General features: G+C 44.7%; 20 protein-coding genes. 6 read left to right on the plus strand and 14 right to left on the minus strand.

Going from position 1 to position 21731, the window contains the following annotated elements:
• Positions 1–142: 142 nt before the first annotated feature.
• The 8 genes from M8E35_RS17715 to spoIIR all read right to left on the minus strand — a co-directional run bounded on the left by M8E35_RS17715 (position 143) and on the right by spoIIR (position 9170).
• Positions 143–1360 carry an ABC transporter permease gene (locus tag M8E35_RS17715; protein ID WP_252470779.1) on the minus strand — a complete coding sequence of 406 codons (1218 nt, stop codon included), beginning with the start codon at positions 1358–1360 and terminating at the stop codon, positions 143–145.
• Complete coding sequence (locus M8E35_RS17720; RefSeq protein ID WP_252470781.1) at positions 1357–2085, minus strand: ABC transporter ATP-binding protein; 729 nt, start codon at positions 2083–2085, stop codon at positions 1357–1359. Before M8E35_RS17720 ends, M8E35_RS17715 begins: the two co-directional genes overlap by 4 nt.
• 111 nt (positions 2086–2196) lie before the next feature.
• Positions 2197–3735, minus strand: coding sequence for an efflux RND transporter periplasmic adaptor subunit (locus M8E35_RS17725; RefSeq protein ID WP_252470783.1), 1539 nt, complete (start codon positions 3733–3735; stop codon positions 2197–2199).
• Positions 3736–3922: 187 nt separating this feature from the next.
• Positions 3923–5590: a sensor histidine kinase gene (locus M8E35_RS17730; protein ID WP_252470785.1), complete on the minus strand. Its 1668-nt coding sequence runs from the start codon at positions 5588–5590 to the stop codon at positions 3923–3925.
• Entirely contained in the window at positions 5587–6273 is a 687-nt protein-coding gene (locus M8E35_RS17735; RefSeq protein ID WP_252470787.1) for a response regulator, read from the minus strand. Before M8E35_RS17735 ends, M8E35_RS17730 begins: the two co-directional genes overlap by 4 nt.
• 670 nt (positions 6274–6943) lie before the next feature.
• Positions 6944–7387 carry a MarR family winged helix-turn-helix transcriptional regulator gene (locus M8E35_RS17740; RefSeq protein ID WP_252470789.1) on the minus strand — a complete coding sequence of 148 codons (444 nt, stop codon included), beginning with the start codon at positions 7385–7387 and terminating at the stop codon, positions 6944–6946.
• A gap of 228 nt (positions 7388–7615) precedes the next feature.
• Positions 7616–8428, minus strand: coding sequence for a GerMN domain-containing protein (locus tag M8E35_RS17745; protein ID WP_252470791.1), 813 nt, complete (start codon positions 8426–8428; stop codon positions 7616–7618).
• A 127-nt stretch (positions 8429–8555) separates the two neighbouring features.
• Entirely contained in the window at positions 8556–9170 is a 615-nt protein-coding gene (gene spoIIR, locus M8E35_RS17750; RefSeq protein WP_252470793.1) for a stage II sporulation protein R, read from the minus strand.
• Between the two features lie 181 nt (positions 9171–9351).
• On the opposite strand from spoIIR, the gene M8E35_RS17755 reads away from it, so the two are divergent.
• Positions 9352–10092, plus strand: coding sequence for a ZIP family metal transporter (locus M8E35_RS17755; RefSeq protein WP_252470795.1), 741 nt, complete (start codon positions 9352–9354; stop codon positions 10090–10092).
• A 209-nt stretch (positions 10093–10301) separates the two neighbouring features.
• Here the strand turns inward: M8E35_RS17755 and M8E35_RS17760 are convergent, their stop codons facing one another.
• Positions 10302–10988 carry a GDSL-type esterase/lipase family protein gene (locus M8E35_RS17760; RefSeq protein ID WP_252470797.1) on the minus strand — a complete coding sequence of 229 codons (687 nt, stop codon included), beginning with the start codon at positions 10986–10988 and terminating at the stop codon, positions 10302–10304.
• Positions 10989–11139: 151 nt separating this feature from the next.
• Here M8E35_RS17760 and M8E35_RS17765 point away from each other — a divergent pair, with 151 nt between their 5' ends.
• The 3 genes from M8E35_RS17765 to M8E35_RS17775 all read left to right on the plus strand — a co-directional run bounded on the left by M8E35_RS17765 (position 11140) and on the right by M8E35_RS17775 (position 12707).
• The gene (locus M8E35_RS17765; RefSeq protein WP_252470799.1) at positions 11140–11616 is read left to right on the plus strand and encodes a YlbF/YmcA family competence regulator; all 477 of its coding nucleotides are present in this window, start codon (positions 11140–11142) and stop codon (positions 11614–11616) included.
• Between the two features lie 322 nt (positions 11617–11938).
• On the plus strand, positions 11939–12421 hold the full coding sequence (locus tag M8E35_RS17770; protein WP_289710899.1) for a hypothetical protein: 483 nt from the start codon (positions 11939–11941) through the stop codon (positions 12419–12421).
• Positions 12405–12707, plus strand: a complete 303-nt coding sequence (locus tag M8E35_RS17775) for a hypothetical protein (protein ID WP_252470801.1) — start codon at positions 12405–12407, stop codon at positions 12705–12707. Before M8E35_RS17770 ends, M8E35_RS17775 begins: the two co-directional genes overlap by 17 nt.
• Positions 12708–12885: 178 nt before the next feature.
• Here the strand turns inward: M8E35_RS17775 and M8E35_RS17780 are convergent, their stop codons facing one another.
• Positions 12886–13788, minus strand: coding sequence for a hypothetical protein (locus M8E35_RS17780; protein ID WP_252470803.1), 903 nt, complete (start codon positions 13786–13788; stop codon positions 12886–12888).
• An 84-nt stretch (positions 13789–13872) separates the two neighbouring features.
• Here M8E35_RS17780 and M8E35_RS17785 point away from each other — a divergent pair, with 84 nt between their 5' ends.
• Positions 13873–14811: a metallophosphoesterase gene (locus M8E35_RS17785; protein ID WP_252470805.1), complete on the plus strand. Its 939-nt coding sequence runs from the start codon at positions 13873–13875 to the stop codon at positions 14809–14811.
• An 87-nt stretch (positions 14812–14898) separates the two neighbouring features.
• On the opposite strand, the gene M8E35_RS17790 is transcribed toward M8E35_RS17785, so the two are convergent.
• Entirely contained in the window at positions 14899–15915 is a 1017-nt protein-coding gene (locus M8E35_RS17790) for a cell wall hydrolase (RefSeq protein WP_252470807.1), read from the minus strand.
• Between the two features lie 273 nt (positions 15916–16188).
• On the opposite strand from M8E35_RS17790, the gene M8E35_RS17795 reads away from it, so the two are divergent.
• Positions 16189–16593, plus strand: a complete 405-nt coding sequence (locus M8E35_RS17795; RefSeq protein WP_252470809.1) for a hypothetical protein — start codon at positions 16189–16191, stop codon at positions 16591–16593.
• A gap of 42 nt (positions 16594–16635) precedes the next feature.
• Here M8E35_RS17795 and M8E35_RS17800 read toward each other — a convergent pair whose 3' ends face one another.
• The 3 genes from M8E35_RS17800 to M8E35_RS17810 form a co-directional block, all read right to left on the minus strand.
• Positions 16636–17220, minus strand: a complete 585-nt coding sequence (locus M8E35_RS17800; RefSeq protein WP_252470811.1) for a TetR/AcrR family transcriptional regulator — start codon at positions 17218–17220, stop codon at positions 16636–16638.
• Positions 17221–17293: 73 nt separating this feature from the next.
• Positions 17294–20437, minus strand: a complete 3144-nt coding sequence (locus tag M8E35_RS17805) for an efflux RND transporter permease subunit (protein WP_252470813.1) — start codon at positions 20435–20437, stop codon at positions 17294–17296.
• Positions 20434–21642 (minus strand): efflux RND transporter periplasmic adaptor subunit, encoded by a 1209-nt coding sequence (locus M8E35_RS17810; protein ID WP_252470815.1) that lies wholly within the window; start codon positions 21640–21642, stop codon positions 20434–20436. The genes M8E35_RS17805 and M8E35_RS17810 overlap by 4 nt, the downstream gene beginning before the upstream one ends.
• Positions 21643–21731: the final 89 nt, after the last annotated feature.

Genomic DNA, 21731 nt, shown 5'->3' on the forward strand with positions numbered 1-21731 from the left:
TGCCGATGCTGAAGGGCCAATTTCGCCCAGGTTCACATCCTGCGCCGCCCAGAGGTTGGCGAAATTCCTTCAGCATCTAATGAGCCAGTGAACGGGAACGTGTGAGAACGGGCAATTTCCCCTGACTTTCACAAGCCCCCCTTTATTCAAACCTTAATGCGTCTATTGGATCCATCGCAGCAGCTTTACGTGCCGGGAAGACGCCGAAGATAATCCCGATGGCGGCCGAGAAGCCAAAAGCCATCACCACTGAAGTTAAGGAAATGCTGGTATCCATTGACAAGGCCTTCCCCGCCAGGCTCGCTCCTCCATAGCCGAGGGCGATACCTATACCACCTCCCAAGATACTAAGTACGACAGCCTCAATAAGGAACTGCAGAAGAATATCCATTCCTTTAGCCCCGATCGCTTTTCGGATACCAATCTCCCGGGTTCGTTCGGTAACTGAAACAAGCATGATATTCATGATTCCAATTCCCCCGACCAGCAGGGAAATACCTGCAATTCCGCCAAGGAGCATAGTTAAGGTTTGAGTTACACTTTGCATAGTTTCCAGCATATCAGCCTGATTCTGAACCCTGAAGTCATTATCTTTACCTTCTTGGATTTTATGGGCTTTGCGCAGAGTTGCCGTAATCTCATCTTGAGCCGTTTGCATGAGATCCTCGGATGTCGCCGATACCAGAATATTACGCACCGTTTTCTTTCCGATCAAGCGTGCCTGAATAGTAGTAATTGGGGCGGTAATCATATCATCACTGCTCTGAAATCCAGTGGACCCTGTGGCAGTAGTTACCCCAATGACTTGAAACGGTACATTATTGATTTTGATAGTCTTCCCAATGATATCAGCATTGGCGTCTCCCATTAGGTTTTCTACGACGGTCGGGCCGAGTACAGCGACTCTTGCACTGCTATTCACATCTTGCTCAGTTATAAAGCGCCCGCGTGCCATCGTGACATTTTTAATAATTTCATAATCTTCTGTAGTTCCATTAATACTTGTGGAGGTGTTTCCTGACCCTATGACTACTTGGGCATTGGAACTCGTAACCGGTGCAACAGCTTTGATAGCCGTTCCTACTCTAATCTTAGACACATCAGTCATGTCTAAGCTCGCTGAACTCCCGGCCCCCCCACTAACCCCTCCCGAAAACGATTGTCCAGCACTAATTGTAAGTAAGTTCGAGCCCATGCCCTGAATCTGGGAAGTGATTGAAGCAGTGGCTCCATTGCCGATTCCGACCATAGCAATGACAGCCGCCACTCCGATAATAATCCCCAGCATCGTTAACGATGACCTGAGTTTATTTGCTCGTAAAGCCCTGAGAGAGACTCGGATACTTTCTAAGAAGTTCACTCTGCTCCTCCTTCTTCCTCGACGACTTGCGCTTGAGCCTTACGTGGATTTTTAACTATTTCGTCCCCTTCAATATGACCGTCTCGGAAACGCACAATCCGCTGGGTAAATTCTGCAATATCCGGTTCATGCGTTACAATGATAATCGTATTTCCCTGGGCATGCAGGCGCTGGAAGATCGCCATAACTTCTTCACTAGACCGACTATCTAGGTTCCCCGTTGGCTCATCCGCTAAAATAATCGATGGGTTTGTGACAAGCGCCCGAGCGATAGCAACCCTCTGTTGCTGCCCGCCAGATAATTCTTTAGGCCGGTGATGAATTCGATCGCCAAGACCAACAGATTCCAAGGCCGCAATGGCCCGAGTTCGCCTTTCTTTCCCTCCCATTCCTGCATAAAGCATAGGAAGTTCTACATTTTCTACAGCCATGGTTCGAGGAAGAAGATTAAAACCTTGGAAAACAAAGCCTATCTTACGATTGCGGATTACGGATAAATCATCACCGGTCGCCTTTGCAACATCTGTTCCATCGAGAAAATACTCTCCCTCTGTTGGTGTATCCAAGCATCCTAAAATATTCATCATCGTTGACTTGCCAGAACCGGAAGGCCCCATAATGGCTACAAACTCCCCCTCTCCAACATGCAAGTCTACTCCGCCTAACGCCGCAACTTTGATATCACCGTTTGCATAGATTTTTTTGATTCCTTTGAGATTTATCATAACATCCCTCCTGAAGTATCCGCTAAAGGCAAGTTCAACGAGGTCCCTTAACTTATCGCCACCATGAAACTGACATTACTCCTGTTAAATTGCTCATAACTAAGTCACCTATTATTTAACTTTTACTGCAGCCCCACCAGCGGGTGCACCAGCTGCACCTGCTGGTCTGGCTCCGCCGCCTAAACTAAATCCTCCCGTAGAAGCTTTATTTGTTGCAGTTGTACCAATAATAGTAATGACCTCTTGCCCTTCTGTTAAACCACTTTTGACTTCCACATTTGTTCCATCATCTAAGCCAAATTCCACTGGGATGAATTGTACATTGGCTCCGGTCTGTCCGCTGCCAGATTTTTGGACAACCTTAGGTTGAGTTTCAGACTGAGAAGACGAGTCTTCTTGTCCCGCAAGATTATCTTTTGCACCCATGGGAACCATAACGCCTTTTTCATCCCCTCTAGTTTTGACCGCCTCACTTGGCACTGTTAAAACATTCTTGGCCTCTTCTACAATGATGTCAATATTAGCATTCATTCCCGACCGAAGCTTATCACTGGCTTGTTCTACTGCCACCGTAACTTCAAACGTTGTAACATTTGAAGTAGTTGTTCCTTGAGGGGCAACTAAGCTCACAACCCCGCTGCTATGGTCATTTGGGTAGGCATCAAGAGTAATATCCACTTTCTGTCCAACTTTGACCTGAGCAATATCGGCCTGATCAATTGACGCATTCACTTCAAGACTACTCCCAGTGGTTCCTGAGGGCGTGATCGTAATTTTGGAATCATCTGTTGTATATTGGTAAAGTTGTAAATTGGAATCGATAACGATGGCATCCGTAGGCGCAACTATGGTAGCTCCTGACAATTTTGCCTCCGTACTGTCAAGTTGAGCCTGTGCTTGTGTAATACTTGCTTGAGCCGAAGCTATGTCTGCAACTGTCGGGCCGGCCTCTTGCTGTTTCACTTTATATTGAGCAGCCGTGACATCTGCTTGAGCAGCTTCTAAAGCCTTAGCCGCGCCTCCATTTTGCGCATTTTTGGCCGTTGTTAAGTCAGATAATGCATCGTTCAATGTGCTTTGAGCAGATTGTATAGACGACGTGTCTCCGCTCTGCTGCGCCTTAGCTAAAATATCACTAGCCTGTTTAACTCTCTCATTAGCCAATGTGACTTGGTTTGCCAAATAGGCCGGATCCGCATCCTGCTGTGATGTGGTTAAACTCTTCTGTACTTTTGCAAGTTCCGACAGAGCCTGAGCTTTCGTTTGTTCATTATATCCATCATAAAGGGATTGGAGCTTAGCCTCAGCGGCCGCTAAGTTGGCTTGCTGCTGCACGACATCAGCTTTAAGGTTTGTTTCATCGATCTTAGCAAGAACTTGGCCTTTTTTTACTGTATCACCGACCTTGAAATTCAGCTCAACCACCTGTCCCCTGGTCACATCTCCATTGTTGGAGAACTGTAACGGTATCGACTGAGGGTAATTAACCGTTCCAGTTGCAGTAATCACCTTGCTTACATCTCCAATTTTTGCTTTAGCTGTGATGTTAGCAGCCACTACTGGTTTAGCCGTAAACTTTTTATAACCCCAATACCCTCCTCCCAAGACCAAGACGCTTAAAACCCCTATGGACACCCATTTTTTGTTCATGCTCTCTCTCCTCTTTTTATGTACTTAAACAGTGGTTTTCTACTCAACTGAGTTTTAACTTAACTATTCAGGGGCACTCCGCCAGAAGTTTTCGATAGATGTCTATTACTTACTGGATAAAATTCCTAATCAGGATATCACAGTGTTATGATCAAACAACGATAAACTTCTTAAGATCTTGTCAGGATTAGCTGAGTTTTTGCTGAGTCTTCTCATTCTGGTTTATGGGTAATAAAATCCTAAAACAGCTTCCTGCACCAAGTTTACTTTTTACTTGAATTGAGCCACCATGAGCATGGATAAATTCTTTAGCAATCGCGAGCCCTAATCCGGTTCCACCACTTTCCCGCTCTCGAGCTTTATCTACTCGATAAAAGCGGTCAAAAATATGCTCAAGTTCTTCTTCCGGAATTCCTTCTCCAGAATCTTCAACCGTTACTTGTACCCAACTATTAAACTTCAAATTCTCCTTCTTTTTAAAGACCCTTGGCTTCACTTCTTTTGGTTCTTCGGATTCTTTGCCTTCCTCCAGTTTTTCGAGCTTGTCTATCTTTTCCCCTTTACGACGGAAGACATCTCGTAAACGATGAGCCCCGTCGGCGCCCATCCCCTCTTCAACAAGCCTTTCTTGCTCTGTCAAGACCAAGCGAAGAGTTCCACCAGGCGGAGTATGTAAAAGAGCATTCCCTATCAAGTTGACAAAGACTTGAGTTAAACGATCCGGATCGCCAATAATTTCAGGTACATCTCCCAAAATTTCAGTGTGCAACTTCCGCTCCTCGAATTCAATCGCAAATTGCTCTGTAATCCGTTCCACTAACTTTCTTAGATTTACAGGTTTTAGAGCCATCGGTAATTTTCCGGCTTCCGCAAGATTTAACTGTTGGAGATCCCTGACTAAACGAATCAGTCTCAAAGTTTCATCCTGAATAGGAAGAATCGTTTCCGGAGTTGAAGGCAGAACCCCTTCTTGGATCGATTCCAGTTTTCCAAGGATAACCGAAAGTGGAGTTCGCAATTCATGGGCAATATCTGCCACCATGTTACGCCTCACTTCCTCATTGCGAGACAATTGTTCAGTCATTCGGTTAAAGTCCTGAGCCAAGATCGCGATATCACCGTTTCCCTTCACATGAACCCGCGAAGACAAATCTCCTTTTCCTACATTCCGAACGGCTTCCATCAGATGGTTCAGAGGTTTAGTGAAATGTCGGGTCAATAACATTCCCAGGAGCAAGGCTATTATAGATGTGAGAGTTAACCCGATGAGCATAGCCTGGATAATCGAAGTTCCAATTGTTCTGGCAAGTTTATTATTAGTAATCAGAGGATTTTCCTGCCAGTAATAGCCAACTGTTTGCTCCTTCACCTTGATTTCTTCCCGTTGTTTCATGATTTTGCTACTTGAAGGAAACTGAGAGAGGGGTTTGCCAAAATCTTCATTTCGCGAGTCGACTACAACCTTGTCTTCCAGGTCAAATACCCAAAAAGGCGGGCCATCTCGGCGAGGCCTGCTAAATTTCAGATCCGACTCAGGCATAGCCCTCACGACGGGAATTCCGTCGATAAAGGTTACCAGTTTTCTTTCTGTCTCGTTTCCTTCAGTTATAGACCCAAACCTTCGTTCTGCCTCATTAATTTTCGTAACGTAGCCTTGGGCTCCATCCCAGCTGCCACGGGCTTCATAGTAGCCACTCAAAAGCCGCTTCCAACTCTCACCATAAGCTTGTTGTACATAGGTTTCAGCGTGCCCGAGCAACGCTTGGGTTGAGGTAAGGGCAATCCCCGTGAAGAAAATCGCCATAAAAAAAACCATGCCAATGAGCCCTATGATAAATTTTCGTCGTAAGGTCACAGGCCTTCACCGAACCGATACCCTACGCCAAACACAGTTTCTACATACTTTGGTTCACTGGGATTGTCCTCAATTTTCTTGCGCAAGTTTGAGACGTGGGTGTCAATAGAGCGCTCATAGTAGAGATATTCTTCCCCCATCGCTTGACGCAAGAGCTGCAGACGACTGTATACGGTACCCGGGCGTGTTGCGAGCAAATGTAAAATGTTGAATTCCGTTGGAGTCAGAAGGACCTCCTGCCCTCGTTTTAAGACTTTGTGGCTTGAGACATCCAAGCTTATCTCCCCTCGAATTATGACTGAAGAGGTACTTTCCTGCGATACTCCGGCCGAGCGCCGAAGAACAGTTTTAATTCGAGCCGCCAATTCTCGAAGGCTAAAGGGCTTGACAATATAATCATCCGCTCCAAACTCTAAGCCAAGCACGCGATCGATTTCCTCTGATTTTGCAGTGAGCATGATAATTGGAATTGTACTTGTCTCCCGCAAACGTTTACACATTTCCAGCCCGCTTATTCCTGGAAGCATCCAATCCAACAAAACGAGGTCTGGTTTTTCACGCTCGATTAGCTCCATCCCCTCAAGTCCATTGATTGCTGTTAAGACACTATATCCTTCCCGTGAGAGGTAATCTCTAACAAGGGTTAGAATTTCCGGTTCATCATCGACTAAAATGATTTTCATTTTTACCACCACTTTTCCGCTTTTATCATTAAATATAAGTATAACGGTTATATTTGAGTTGTATCTAGGGAAGATTTGAAGATTTTATGAAGATTTGGGGTCTGTGAAAGCCGGGGACACTTGCACGTTCACACACGTTTCCATTCACTGGCTCGTTGGATGATGAAGGTATTTCGCCAACCTCTGGGTAGCGCTGGATGTGAACCTCGGCGAAATATTTCCTTCATCATCGGCACTCGCTTTATCGTGAACTCCCACTGATGTGTTCTCTTTGCAAGTGTCCCCCTGCTTTCTGGTCGACTAGGATAGAGACAGGGGGACGTTTTAGGTTGATTTGGGGTCTTTAGAAAGTCGGGGGGACACTTGCACGTTCACACAAGTTCCCGTTCACTTGCTCATTGGATGATGAAGGTATTTCGCCAACCTCTGGGTAGCGCTGGATGTGAACCTCGGCGAAATATTTCCTTCATCATCGGCACTCGCTTTATCGTGAACTCCCACTGATGTGTTCTCTTTGCAAGGTGTCCCCCTGCTTTCTGGTCGACTAGGATAGAGACGGGGGGACGTTTTAGGTTGATTTGGGGGCTTGGAAAGTCAGGGGACACTTACTTTTTTGGTCGATTATAAATACGATACCCTCGCTTAAGCTTTCTTAAACGAGGGTATCGTATTACTTCTTTAATTCCATTCGTTCTGTCAGGAGTTCCAAACTGTATGACAATTCGTTGCGTTCCCGATCTGTGTAACCTGTGAGCACTTCACTTAAGAATTTATGTCGTTCGGCGATCACTGCTTCCAGTGCTGCCTTCCCCTTAGATAATAAATGCAGTCTGACTATCCTTCGGTCCTTGTCGTCTCGAACACGTTCGACAAGCTTAACCAGTTCCATTCTGTCTGCTAGATCGGTTGCTGTGCTGCAAGCCACAAACAAGCTCTTACATAATTCACCCATCGTTTGAGGCCCATATTCTTGAATGCTTATAAGTGCATTGAACTGAAGTTCAGATATTTCCAAGTCTTGTAGAACCGCTCGACCACGTTCAAATAAAATAGTATTAGCACGTCTCAAAAATTGCTCTAAGCGTTTTGTTAATTCTCCGTTTGGTATCGCCATTCACACCCTCATTTCCCAAATATTATAACAATTCTATATTATCATAAATCTTAGCCTTGTCCATCAAAATGAAACAACATGAACAAAAAAATTGCATAAAAAAACGAGGAATGGTTCTTAGTCAATTATTGAACTAAGAACCATTCCTCGTGCCTTGCTCAAGCTACATCTTTCTGCCAGTTTGGACAACGATCCCGCGGCAAATCCGGTATTCCGAGCCTTTCCAACTTAGGTGGAACTGGGAGGATAATTGAAAAGGTTAATTGAGCTCGGAGAATTAGGCAGGGCCTCGTTATTATTTTGACTGCTGCTGTCGTTAGAATTGTTGTTAGTATTGCTATTAGTATTATTGCTATTGTTGTTGGTATTATTGTTATTACCGCTGCTTGGTACGACTACTCCTAAGCCCGCCTTTCCGGTTCCGGTATCGGGGACAATTGGATTTGCAGTAACTGCCGACTTAACTAAACTTGCCTTGTATACTAGATTTGTCGCAGCAACGGTCCCATATTTACTGATAGGAGCCCCCTCAACACGAATCTGGACTTGCTTGATTGTGGAAAACTGAGTCAATGTATTGACTAGTCCATATAACGCTACTTCAGGGGAAACTTTAGAGTTGGGTTGCAAAAACTCTTTACTTAAATCTACAATAACCACGTTATCTTTAATCGCGATATCCCGCAGGGTGGTGACCGTGGAAACGGAGCTCTGCATGGTCTCTGTCATAATCGGCCCTTTTAACCACTGATTGACCGTCTCTCTAGCCATGCTAACAGTCTTTTGTAATGTCCGTTCTTCCTTCAGTAAGTATTTACCACTGGTATCCGGGAAATAAAGCGCAATCACCACACCCTCGCCAGCGGTTGTTGTTGCGGGAAGAGCGGTCCCCTTCTCTTCGTTCGCTCCTATCCAGTCCGCCAATGGAGTCGAGGCTCCATCCTTTTTAACTAATGTCTCCAATGTCCCACAGCCTGTCATGAGAATTAAGCTGAGGAAAATAACCCCCATAAGAATACAATTTCGAACCCGTACTTTCATACTTTTTGCCCCTTCCTCAGACAAATTTTCGGCTTTTATTAAGGTGATTTTAAACTCCACTTGCAGAAGTTTTCTATATCCTCTTTTCTAACCTATGCTTTGTCCAAAAAAATAGTACAGGTTCCTACTATAAAAAGAGCCCTTTGATCTTCTCCCAAAAGAAAAAACGAACTTTTGGCTTGCTTGTCAGAGCGTACTCTGTCTGACTTTTTCCATCTACTTGAACCGCGGTGGAATGCTCAACGTCCACAAAGCAAAGTGCAGGAAAAAGAACACACCACCAATTTGATCCTTGTCCCTCTCCGATTACCACACGCAATGCTTCATATTCCCCAGCAGGCAATACTAAGGTCCCATAGGATTTAGTCGGGAAAGGAAAATGCCCATATTCCGTGTGAACGGTATAATTCTTGTTCCAAGCTTGAATTACAGAGAGTGCAATACCCTCCATATCTGGCTGAATCTCGTTAACAATTTGCCGTGATTCTTCTAAAGACTGAGCAGCGGCCAACTGTGGTGCAACTTCTTTTAAGATTGCATCTCTAACCGCTCGCTTCAAGGCTTGGTCTTCGTCACTATCTGAATTGGCGAGGACGTGAAAACGAATTAATTGATCCGGTGTTTGCGCCAGTGATGTTTCTACATTCGCGCTTCCCACCGCAATAGGTCCCCTAAAGGTCCCAAATGTCAAAATTCCTATCATACTTATAATAATTGCACTGATAATAACTCGAGCTCTCATGCCTAAACCCCTCTTCCGAAAACATTTCTCTCTAAATACAAGCCTGTCCAGGAATGTGAAGATTTAAACAAAGTAGCATCTCTAAACAATAATATTCTTGATGGACAACACCTTTCTCGTATAAAGCACACCTGTCAGCCATAAATATGGGTATCGTGATTTTCATAGAAAGGAGCTTCTTATGCACGACATCTTTGAGATCGTCTGGATTAGTATGATAGCTGGACTGGCTACTACGCTTGGCAGCCTGCTTGTCCTCATGTTTGGCAAACCAAAAGAGCGTATCCTTGCCTCCCTTTTAGCTGGCGCCGGAGGAGTGATGTTAGCAGTCGTGAGCGTTGATTTGCTTCCGGAGGCTTGGGAGGTCGGGCCACCAATTCAAGTATGCTTAGGGTTTGTCCTCGGGCTGCTTTTCATGTATCTGGCAGACATTCGCCTCAATGTCTCCCATGACACGCTCCCTCTGTCACGGCGACAACGACTTAAAAAAACCGGCCTGCTCGTCGCTGCCGGTATTGCCTTACATGATATCCCCGAGGGGATGGCCATTGCAGTCAGTCAGGAAGCCGCTCCCGGTCTGGGGTTTTTGATTGCCTTTGGAATTACGTTACATAATCTCCCTGAAGGAATGGCTACGACAGCTCCCTTAAAAATGGCTCAAATCCGTTGGTGGAAGATCCTTCTGCTTAACATCGGAATTGCTTTTTTCACGCCCCTTGGTGCCTTGCTCGGTCTCCTCGCCTTGGAGGGTGTAAAAGATTCCCTCGCCTTCTTTCTGGCCTTTGCAGCCGGTGCCATGACCTTACTCGTTTTTGCTGAGTTGATGCCTCTATCCCGCGAACGGCACCCCCGCTACGCGTTACTCGGTGGTACAATCGGGTTCATCTTATTTGCCTTGATCAGTCTGTTGCTTCCAGCCTAATAACCTCTGGCTAGAGGGAAGAAATGGAAAAAGTCTCTATCACCAACCTATCTGCCTAAGATTAGCAGGGGCGCAACGAATAATTAATTTCGTTACGCCCCTGCTTTTAGATAAAGATTTTTTATAATCATACGATAATCCTTAAGTTAACTTTTAGTTAATCGTTGTTAACCTTTTTAAATCTTCTAAGCTTAAATATAGCTTCCACGTTACTTTAGCACCTGAGCCGCATAGTCTCCCATTGCTTTATATCCTTTGGCATTGGGATACTTATCATTAATGGTTAACCCGGTTAAATATTTCCCCTCAGTATCAAACAATGCTTTTGAAAAGTCTAAGGTTAAGATTTCCTCCTGCTGAGCGTAACCCCATTCCCATTCTCGAATCTCATTAATACTTTCACGTTCTCCAGGATACTCGATCGGCAAGGCAAGAATAGGGATAATGTGATTAGATTTAGCTTTTTCCACCATAGCTTTAATATTTGTCTGGACTTCGGTAAGGGGCACATCTTGAAGCGCATCCCCAATTCCGGCAAAGATGATGACTCTGCCGGGTTTCTCTGCAACCACATCCGTGTCAAAGCGATCAAGCAAGTCTTTCGCAGTTTGCCTTGATTTCCCCTTATTGATCACAGGGACCTGAAGAACCTCCGCCGTGCGGACAGTCCAAGAATATTCTGGGTCCAAAGGATAACCGAGCGTAAAAGAATCTCCTAAGGCAACAATCTTCGGGTTGCTTAGTGATGGATTCGTTGTTGTCGAATCAGGATTCACGGGAACAACAGGCGCCTTTCCACCTTGACCCCAAAATCCTGCAAAACCCGCAATCAAGACGATAAGGGCCAGACCAACGGCTACTTGAATCAAGCGTATCTCCAGCCGATATGTTCGCATTAAAAATTCCTCCTTCCTTTATCAAATATTCTACATCCTTGACCACTTTCCTTCTTCATTCTACATTCATTCTGACTGATCTTGTGAACGCATCATACACCAGTATGCACTTTGACGCATATTTTGGTATAAGAAAAAAGGAGGTAGCCTTATGAATTACATTATCAAGGCCCGCGAATTAGGAGAAGCCTTGTCCCAAACTCCAGAAGTTCAAGCATTAAAAGTTGCCGAGGCTTCTATTATGGCCGATCCTATGAGTAAAGAGGCATTTGTTCAATATCAAGAAAAAGAACGCGGGCTCGTAACCACTCAAATGCTTAGTAAAATTGTTCCAGAAAAGGACACCCTAGCGCTTCTCGATCTAAAAGTTCGTTTAATGAACAAACATCCTCTAATTAAAGCCTATTTTGTTCAACAGCAAAACTATGAAAAACTAATGGCTATGGTTAATTTGACCCTGACTACTGCGATGCATGGAATGCCATCTGCCAGTGACCTGCCCATTCCTGAAGAGTTTAAAGGCATGGCCCAGCAAATTCTTGACAAAATCAGTGGTGGAAACGCTATGGAGAAAATGCAAATCTCGCCTGACATGTTAAAAGGCATCAAACTCCCTCCCAATCTGTAATCATAGAAGGTGTGATTGAGTAATGAGACCCTCCGGTTATCAGGGAGCACATTTTATAAACGATATCTCGCATCCTTTGACCTTAATTGCCTTTCTTTTGGTCATTGTATTAGGGGGGTGGGTAACTATACGCGCTTGGTTCTGATGATTAGCAGAAAGGGGGAACGCCGTTATTAACAAGCATGACTGTATAGCACCGTTACCGGCGACTCCTTTTTCCTTTTCTATCTTAGTGACAAGCCCTATCCGCCGAAACCTATTGTATTGTCCTGTCAGTTCAATTATCTTTCCTTTGGCTAAAACAAAAATTCAGTTTGCTTCTATGATTGTTGCTGGTTTGGATATCTTTATAGCCTTTCTCTTTAAACGTTCTTTGGCTCATCCTCCAGACCTCTCCCGCCCTGCTCCTGAGCAATATCCTGTGACCCTAACTATGCCGCAACTAAATCAACTGATACGCTCAGCTCTTAATGGAGAAATCCCTCTGTCTTCATCACAGAGATCTGTTCCTGGGCAAGGCTTTGGTCCCGTCGGACTAGATGAACCGCTTTTCCCAGATAATCTGAGTTTCTCATTGATCATTTCAGCTCCATTTGCACCCTTCGACGGCAGCCCAGACACATCATTTAATGTCCCATTATTTGAAGTCCCAGGTGTCCCCGGCAACCTAATTATCGCAGTAAGTATACTCATTGCACAGTTTTTTATCGAACGAGCGGGGGTCGGAAATGGGGACAACAACTCAAATAGGAAGGCTGCTATAAGTCGATCCGAGGGAGGAATCTCATATGTCAATGCCCTTTAAGTCCCCATCCTATCCCGATTGTTGCCCACCCGCTTCCCCTTGTTCAAAACCACCCTTAGGCTCTAAGACTTCAGATTCTTGGAATTATACCTTTAAGCGTCTTATACCGCTTCTGGAATATCCAACTGTTGGAGTCGGCTTTCTGGCCTGTACCTTTTTCTTCTTCATTGCCTTTCTTTCAGATCCCATCTTAGCCAATGTAACCTCAATGACATTAGGGATCGTCGTAACACTAACCACATTCAGCCTGCTGATATTGATCGTATTTATTCAGGTATTATTATGAGTCAAGACAACTCTATCCTTTAAAGGAGTTATACTCTGACGAAGTTGGGTTCATTTAAATCAAGCTGAGTTTGGAACAAATTAAGGGCTGAACAAAACTACTAAATAAGTTTTGTTCAGCCCTTTAACATCGGAATTTAAATTTAGGTTAATTATAAGTCAAAAGGGTCAAGCTCTTTCTATAACTGATTGGGTCCGCCCATCGGAGGATTGGTTGGCGGAAGCGCGGGGACAGGATTTTCCGGATTTACACCCATCTGATTTAAAGATTGCAGTAACTCTGGATTCATCGGTACTTCTTCCGGAACGATCGGTGCCTTTTTCCTGCCATTCATGAAGCCTGTAATCTTACCCCAAATAGATGTTGCAGTCGCTTTCATGGGGCGTAGAAACGTCATCACTCCCATTGGATCTTTGACTTTCAGAATCAAGGGACCATTTGGAGCTTGCCCCAGCTGTGCAGGATTTTCTGCAGAAACTACGACACGGTCGTAATGATGCAGTGGAACCGGGCTTTGGAAATGAGCACGATAAACTCCATTGCCAACTTGACGCAGAGTTCCGACTAAGAACCCTGTCTTTCCTTTATCATCCACCAAATAAGCAGCATATACCCCCGGTTGTCCTGGTCCGAGAAAAGTTTGCGGTGCTGGAAGATTGGCAATCAGAAGAAAACTATTGTCCGGAGAAATGGTCGCCACCCCATTGCCATTAATCCCTTCTTGGGCAGCTTGTAAGATAAGCTGGCGCGCCTGACCTGGGTTATAGGGGATACCTTGCTGATACCCTTGTTCCGGCATATATCCCATACCCGGATTAGGTCCACCTTGTACTGGAGGCGGCCCCTGCCACTGGTTTCCTGGACCTGGTGGGTGCTTAGCTCCAATAAAGCCTCCCCTCATATTTTGGATTTGTCCATCCTTTTGGAAGAATCCACTGGCCTTAAGTCCTGAACCAAGTGTATTGCGAATCGAACCCGGAGAGTATCCCGAGCCAAATTGACCATTGGGTAATTGACCAGGGAAGCCCTGCGGTCCGATGGGCTCATAAGGATTGTTCGGCTTATCCCCAACGAACCTCACTATGCTCCCTCCTTTATTCACTTCAATGTAACTTTATATCATGATATGATAGTACGCATAGAAGGGTTCTGAAAGGAGGACACAATGCCCAATAAATTGACTCACCCGCTTGCCAAAAAAGTATCTCGCCGTAATTTCTTCCGTGGAATCGGCGGTTTTATAGCAAATCATTGGCTTCTTTCTTCAATCCCCCTTGCTGGAGCGGGAGTTCTGGGCTGGGCAGAATACGATACGCTTACTTTAAAACTCCAAAATTGGGACTTATATTATCCGAACCTGCCGGCAGCCTTAGAGGGAAAGACGATCTGCCAACTAAGCGATTTGCATCTCGAAACTTTACGAATTTCCCCTGAAAACATATATGAAAGCGTGATGGCTGAAAAACCGGACCTCCTCGTGATCACAGGAGATATCATATCTACCCGCACAGATCTGGATAAATTGGACCCCTATTTGGGTGGATTAACTGCTCCTTACGGGAATTTTGTCGTCTTGGGGAACAACGATTACAGTCACCTTTCCCGCACTCTTTTTAAACGCTATCTCCATGAATTAATAAGCATTGGATGGACTCCCTTATTGAACGATGCTGCTTTTCTCCCGAACCTCAACCTTTGGGTCATTGGAATCGATGACCCGGCAACCGCTCATGATGAAGTAGATTTAGCTTACCAAAAAGTAGTCTCTTCTCAGCAACTTGCAACTGATCCTCCCTTTCGCCTCGTCTTAGCCCATTCCACAGATTGTCTGGACGATGTAGCAAAAAACGGAGCTGATCTTCTTCTCACAGGGCATACCCATGGCGGACAAATCCGCCTGCCGGGATTCGGGCCTCTAATCACCAATACTTATTTAGGAGACCTGGGGTTTTATGAAGGCTACCATGTCATCAATGGAGTTCCCTTGTATATCAATGCGGGTATTGGAGAAAGCATGATCCCTTTGCGCTTTAATGTCCCTCCCGAAATCGCATTTTTCACCTTGCGTAAGGGGAATGCGGAGCCGAGGCATCAGACTGAATAAAATGAGGCTGGCTAAATTACACGCTCGAATAGTGAAAGCCCCACAACTCGATTGTTGTGGGGCTTTCGCACTGAAATGCCGTTACCTTTATATACTAAAAGTATGGTTGCCGATGCGTTTGATAACGGTACGGCTCTTAATCCATTGGTCTGTTGCTGTTTTTGGGTTGTAGTAAAAGATTGCTCCATTTGTTGGATCCAGACCGGATAGAGCTGCTTCGGCTGCCTTGTAGGCCTGATCATTTGGGTCTAGATGAATTTGTCGATCATTTACCGCAGTAAAGGCTCCAGATTGGTATACGATTCCTTTTATTGTTTTCGGAAAACGAGGATCCTTTAGGCGATTAAGTACAACTGCTCCGACAGCAACTTGTCCCATGAAATCTTCCCCTCTGGCTTCTCCATAGATGACACGGCTTAACAGTTCGATCTCTTGTTCGGAGACTAAACGGCCTAGCCCTCGTGAATGAATCTGGCTTTCAGAGGAGACAGCTGAATCGGCTTTTGGGGTCTCTAGTGTCTGACTGTCGTTTTTAGTTGGCGGGAGCGGGCTTATGGTTAATTTCTGAGGTAACTGATTGTCTTGGTTTACGAATATTTCGTAGGTTTTGATCTTGGAGCCGGTTGTTGGAAGTAAGTTGCTTAAATCTGCAGTGGTGTAACCCTCTTGATGAGTTTTTGCAAAAACTGGAATGCTCCGTAAAACACTTACCCACCAAGGTGTATAGGCTTTATCATCTTCTGCAGCAACTTGTTCCCTTTCTGCTGCTTTTGCTTGCGCTGAAGTTATCAAGATTTTATCGGTAAATTCCTTTACATCCATCGTCTTGAGATCTTCAGATCTCTTCTTTGTTACTGGGGTCGGAACCCATAATGATTGCCCTTCTCTGATTTGATCTGGGCTTTTTACACCGTTAAGTTTTACGAGTTGGTCAACTGTTGTTTGATACCTTTGAGCTAAATCCCAAAGGGTTTCTCCCCGCTGAACTACGATTTTCGTCGTGGCTATTGAATTAGTATTGAGCCCTTTATTTGCATTGGTAATGGTTTCGCTCCCAAGCCCTAGTACAGGATAAATATTGGCCTGCCATAAAAACAAGCACATTATCCCACATAGGACTATCGCCAAGGATTTCCGACATCGTCGGTGTGGTAATAAAATAAAAATCACCTCTTGATTATTAGACTATTTCTAGTCTTTCCCATTTGAGATGAGTTTTATAACAACGCTAAATTAAATGCTTAATAGTGGCAGAATGCTTAACTATTATTTGTCATAAGCTACTAAAGCAAACATATATTATAATGACTAAGCAAAGATAGATTAGTCTCGTCTTTTGTTTCGTCAAGCTTGGTAAGTGAGGTGAGGCTGACAAATATGAAGGCTTTTATTAAAAACCTGTTATTGTCGTTTTCTCCCCCCGAAGAAGCCCCGCTCAGCGAGGAAGAACGCCTGCTAATGGAAATCGAAGAAACTAGAGAAAAAATGGAACATGCCTGGAACCGCCTGGATTATGCAGACCCGGAATACGTAGATATTGCGGTACTCGAACTTCTGCTGGTAGAGACTCAATATGGGATTCTTAATAAACGCTATCGTTTGATGTTGGGTATAAACGATAATTCTTACTTCTTACCATCGGCTGCCAAGGCGTTATCCTCTACACTGGAGAAGAATTGCCGAAACCACGCCTTCTATGGGTCTCTACTAAATCGCATTGAAAACCCCCCAACGAAATCAGTTACTCCCCAATTGAATTCCCCGAATCCTTATCAGTCATAAAGAGCTCCGCCGAAATCGGCGGAGCTCTTTAATATCTGTTTGTTATCTAAGCCCTCTCAATATCACATCCACGATTGCCGGATGATCTATCTCCCCTATAGGTCTTGGATCGATAAAAACCCTTTGTTTACAAAACTGTTCCAGTGTTCCAATAATACAACAAGTAGCTAATTCCACATCAAGATTGGATCTTAATTCCCCTTTTTGTTTAGCAGCCTTGACCATCTCTTTGTAATATTCGATAATAACCGACTGAACCGCCATGTGATGAAGACGAATATCTTCCGAAAGGATTTTAACCTGCATAGCAATGTGCACGAACTCCATATGATCGTTCATAAATTGAGCGGTAAAGCGTGAGCAGTTCATAATCTTTTGCTCAATAGTCTCTCCCTTATCCATACTCTCTTTAAGCCCAATTCTAAATTGCTCTACACTAAATTTGAGTATTTCTTCAAATAAGCGATCTTTGCTTTCAAAGTACTCATACACTGTTCCTTTTCCGATTCCCGCCTCTTTGGCAATATACTCCATCTTTGCGCCGTCGAAGCCGTGTTTAGCAAAAACTCGGATAGCTGCTATAAGGATTTCTGTCTGTTTTTCTTCTCGCGACGCCGTGGGTACCATCTCCTTTAATCTGAAGCAATGTTCGACGCTCTTTGTTGAACCTCAATACCACATCGAGCATCGAACCTAGCCATTAAACTGAGTGCGTTGTCTGAGGTGCAGTGATTTGCTTTTGCTTTTTCTTTTCTTTTTTACGTTTTCTTGAATCCCGAATATCCTCAAAAATTGTATAAATAACGGGTACAAGCAACAGGGTTGAGACTGTCGAGAGTGCAAGTCCAAAAATTACAACGATTGCCATCGGGGCCATGGTTTCTGAACCTTCTCCAATCCCCAAAGCCATCGGTAACAGACCGAGGATAGTTGCAAGGGTGGTCATCATAATCGGCCGCAAACGAATCGGACCGGCGTTTTCGATAGCCTCTTCTCGTTCCTCTCCCCGCTCTCTGCGTTTTATAATATAATCCACCAAGACAATGGCATTACTGACGGCAATACCTACTAGGAGAATCAATCCGATAAACGAGGGCACGCTTAAGGTTGTTCGGGTAATAAACAGTCCCAACATCCCACCCGAGAATCCCATCGGCAAAGATAGAATAATCGTGAATGGGTGTAACAAGGATTCGAACTGAGATGCTAAAATCATGTAGACGAGGAGGATTGCCAGTACTAAGGCCATCCCCAAATCTGCAAAGGATTCCATTAGTTCTTTATTCTCACCCAACACTTCATACGTATACCCATCTGGGATCTGATACTCTTTTAACTTTGTTTCAATATCCGTCGTGATACTCCTCAGATCTCGATCAATAATCTGACTCGTGATATGGACTACACGGGTCTGTCCTGTACGTTCAATCTTTACAGGACCACGACCTATCTCGACTTCGGCAACTTGACTGAGGGGAACGGTAATTCCAGAAAGTGTAGGAATTGGAGTCTGACCTAAATTTTCAAGACTCGTCTTAAACGTCTCATCCCCAGTAAGAACGACATCGATCTCCGATCCTTCATAACGATAAGTTGTCGCAGTGGTTCCAGAAATCGTCCCCTTTACAGCCTGGGAAATCTGCGCAGCTGATAAACCAAATTGGGCTGCATTGGGACGATTGACTTTAACCACGACTTCCGGAACCCCGTCTGTCATACTCGTTTTAACTTCGCGGGTTCCGTCAACTGACGCAATAATAGTTTGAATATCCATTCCTATTGCCTTTAGTTGATCAAGTTCTTCTCCTTTGATAGCAATGTCAATAGGAGTTGTGGATCCACCCATTTGCATATTATCCGTGATAGTCACCTTAATCTCTGCACCAGGAATATCTTTAGTCAAAGAGCGAATCTCATCGCCCACCTCTACGACACCCCGGGTTCTGGCGTCAAGATCCACAAGCTGAATACTGAGTGAGCCCGTATTCGCCGTATCCCCTCCAAGTGAAAACCCACCGTTAGTCCCTATTTGGGTAAAGACGGTTTCGACCTCAGGGATCCCTTCCAGCTTCTCCTCAATTTTCGTCACTGTTTCTTCAGTATCTTGAAGTTTTGCCCCATCTGGCAACGTAGCGTTAATCGTTAATTGTCCAACATCTGACTCCGGCATGAATTCAGCCCCTAGGCTAAGTACGGATGCAGACGAAAGAACAAACACCACTGTTGCTGTCGCCATTACCGTCTTTCGATGATGCAAGGCATAGTGAAGAAACTTCTTATATACAGCTTCAATTCGACCAAAGATCTTGTCAAACCCGTGACTAAAGCCGTCGATAAGACCTTTAATTCCGGTACGTCCCTCTGGAATATTTCCTGTCTTCATAAGTTTCGCAGAAAGCGTTGGAACTAAGGTCAGGGAAACAAGGAGGGAGGCCATCAGAGATATAGCAAAGGTCATTGCCAATTCCCTGAAAATTGTTGATACAACTCCCTCAACAAAGACGATGGGGAGAAAGACCGCAACCGTCGTCAATGTGGAGGCGAATACAGCCATTCCGACCTCAGATACCCCTTTAACAGCCGCCTCATATTTAGAGTATCCCTCCTGACGATGTCGATGAATGTTTTCCAAGGCCACGATATTATCATCCACCAGACGCCCCATGGCCAGGGTTAATCCCCCTAGAGTCATCATATTAATCGTGATCCCTGCAAAATAGAGGACCGCAAAAGTCGCCATCATAGCAATTGGAATCGCTGTCGCCGTGATAAAGGTTGTTCTAATATTATGGAAGAACATAAATACCACAATAATGGCTAAGATACCACCCATAATAGCTTCATTTTCGACCGTTTTAATGGATTGCTTGATGTCTACAGACTGGTCCATGACGACATTAACTTTTAAATCAGGGTACTCTTTGGCAAATGCTTCAACAGTGGCATTGACCTCATCAGCTACTTGAACAGTATTCGTCCCTGATTGTTTCTGAACTGCGATACTAACACTTTTCTCTCCATCTGATTTTGAAATCGCAGTGATCTCTTTATGTTCGATACCAACTTCCGCGATATCCTTTAATCTGATCTGCCCTCCACTAGGCAGAGGAATCAAAAGATCTCTTATCTCCTCAATAGATTCAAACTCACCCGTTGTTCGAATCGTCAGTTCTTGGGTTCCTTTTTGAACCTGACCTCCTGGGGAGTTAAGGTTTTCTGCACCAATGATTTGCGCTAAGGAACTAATGGTTAGGCCATATCCATTCATTTTCTCCAGGTGGGTTTTAATTTCAACCTGATCCTCATACCCGCCCACAACTGAGACTGAAGCGGCCCCGGACACCCGCTCGAGCTGAGGTTTTAACTTATCCTCCGCAATAGACTGCAACTTAGCCAGATCAGCATCGTGTCCACTTAGGGTTAGTATTACTACAGGCATTGCATCTAAATCCAGTTTCATGACCATCGGCGCCCCTGCATCCGAAGGTAACCGACTCTTAATCTGGTCAACCTTCTCCCGCATTTGAAGGGTCGCAAAGTCCATATCCGTTCCGTTTTTAAACTGTGCTATAACGATCGAGTTTCCCTCAGTTGTTGTCGAAGTAACCGTATCAATATTTTCGACGGTGGAAACGGCTCCTTCTAAGGGATTAGTAATAAGTTTCTCGATTTCTTGGGGTCCCACCCCAGTATACTGTGTCACCACGATCGAAACAGGAATTTCGATGTTCGGCAAAAGATCAATCGGCAGGCGAGTCAGCGAAATACCACCTAAAAGAATGATAACGAGCATCGCCATGATGATTGTGACTGGGCGCTTAACCGAAACTTCTGCTAGCTTCAAGACTCTTCCCCTCCCACAATCTTCACCTTGTGGCCTTCTTCAACTAGGGTTTGCCCTTTAACGATCACCGTGTCGCCCTGGTTCAACCCTTTGAGGATTTCCATGTCCACCCCCGTATCCAGGCCTGTGACAACCTCTTTAGCAACGGCTTTATCTTCTTGAACTACCCAGACAATTGTCTTTTCATTTTTGAGGACGACGGCCTCACTTTTAATCGCCATTACGTCTGCCTTCTCATCAGTAACTAGTTCGACTTTAGCAAACATGCCTGGTTTAATTAAACCGTCCGCATTCTCAATTAGAACTTTAAGAGGATACAGCTGAGTCTTCGGGTCAGCAGATGGACTAATATTATCAATCTTCCCTGCGAAGTTTTTCTCGGACACCGACGGAACCGTAACTTTTACTTCACGATTCTTATCCAGTCTGTTCACCAAATTCTCCGGAACACTAATAGTGCTATAAAGACTGTCGGCGCTCGTAAGACTCAGAGCGGCTTGGGCACTCGTTGCCGTATTTCCTACCGTTACATTGACCTGAGAGACAATCCCATCAACCGGAGCAGTTACGGTTGCATTATCTAAAGATTCGTGTGCTTGGGTAAGTTGAACCTCGACTAACTTCAAACTGCTGTCTGAAGCTTGCACACTTAATTGTTCAATCTGGCCGGCATAAGACGATTCCAGCTCCTTAAGCCCTAACTCTGCTTGGTCGAGTTGGGACTTTGATGCTGCACCAGCATCATAAAGAGCCTTTGTATTTGCTAGGGTCAGTCTGGCATCGGCAATCTTTTCTGAAGCAAGAGCCTTTGTTCTTTCCAGGGAGGTTTTTGCAGATTCCCACTGTTCTTTGCTGTTTTGGTATCGAGCTTCAGCTAACTGATAGGCATTACTTAAATCAGTTGTGTCGATAGTTAAGAGAACCTCTCCCGCATGAACTGTATCCCCTACCTTCACGTTAACGGACTCAACCTTGCCCTGAACCTTTGGAATGACAGCTACATCGGTCTCAGATGAAACCTTTCCACTCAAAATGGCAGTATTAACGAGGGCTTTATTTCCAACCATTTCTACTTCTACTGGTATGTATTTTTCTTCGACGACGGCAGCAGGTTTACTTCCACTGCACCCTGTCAGCAATCCAAATGCCAACAGCGCCACGAGCAGGATCCGGACCTTTCCCTTTTTCCAAGTTTTCTTTTCCAACGCCAATCTCCTCCACTTTACCCATATATTATCTCTAATCTTCAAAACCGACTGTTCGGTCACTTCTTAGTTATACCTTGAATACCCTT

The sequence above is a fragment of the Desulfosporosinus nitroreducens genome (genome assembly GCF_023897015.1).
Lineage (GTDB): Bacteria > Bacillota > Desulfitobacteriia > Desulfitobacteriales > Desulfitobacteriaceae > Desulfosporosinus > Desulfosporosinus nitroreducens.

Bases quoted from the DNA above. Each gene is read 5' to 3' on its own strand.
- M8E35_RS17720 (WP_252470781.1), bottom strand. From the start codon at position 2,085: ATGATAAATCTCAAAGGAATCAAAAAAATCTATGCAAACGGTGATATC.
- M8E35_RS17725 (WP_252470783.1), bottom strand. From the start codon at position 3,735: ATGAACAAAAAATGGGTGTCCATAGGGGTTTTAAGCGTCTTGGTCTTG.
- M8E35_RS17735 (WP_252470787.1), bottom strand. From the start codon at position 6,273: ATGAAAATCATTTTAGTCGATGATGAACCGGAAATTCTAACCCTTGTT.
- M8E35_RS17740 (WP_252470789.1), bottom strand. From the start codon at position 7,387: ATGGCGATACCAAACGGAGAATTAACAAAACGCTTAGAGCAATTTTTG.
- M8E35_RS17745 (WP_252470791.1), bottom strand. From the start codon at position 8,428: ATGAAAGTACGGGTTCGAAATTGTATTCTTATGGGGGTTATTTTCCTC.
- spoIIR (WP_252470793.1), bottom strand. From the start codon at position 9,170: ATGAGAGCTCGAGTTATTATCAGTGCAATTATTATAAGTATGATAGGA.
- M8E35_RS17755 (WP_252470795.1), top strand. From the start codon at position 9,352: ATGCACGACATCTTTGAGATCGTCTGGATTAGTATGATAGCTGGACTG.
- M8E35_RS17760 (WP_252470797.1), bottom strand. From the start codon at position 10,988: ATGCGAACATATCGGCTGGAGATACGCTTGATTCAAGTAGCCGTTGGT.
- M8E35_RS17765 (WP_252470799.1), top strand. From the start codon at position 11,140: ATGAATTACATTATCAAGGCCCGCGAATTAGGAGAAGCCTTGTCCCAA.
- M8E35_RS17770 (WP_289710899.1), top strand. From the start codon at position 11,939: ATGATTGTTGCTGGTTTGGATATCTTTATAGCCTTTCTCTTTAAACGT.
- M8E35_RS17775 (WP_252470801.1), top strand. From the start codon at position 12,405: ATGTCAATGCCCTTTAAGTCCCCATCCTATCCCGATTGTTGCCCACCC.
- M8E35_RS17785 (WP_252470805.1), top strand. From the start codon at position 13,873: ATGCCCAATAAATTGACTCACCCGCTTGCCAAAAAAGTATCTCGCCGT.
- M8E35_RS17790 (WP_252470807.1), bottom strand. From the start codon at position 15,915: ATGTGCTTGTTTTTATGGCAGGCCAATATTTATCCTGTACTAGGGCTT.
- M8E35_RS17795 (WP_252470809.1), top strand. From the start codon at position 16,189: ATGAAGGCTTTTATTAAAAACCTGTTATTGTCGTTTTCTCCCCCCGAA.
- M8E35_RS17800 (WP_252470811.1), bottom strand. From the start codon at position 17,220: ATGGTACCCACGGCGTCGCGAGAAGAAAAACAGACAGAAATCCTTATA.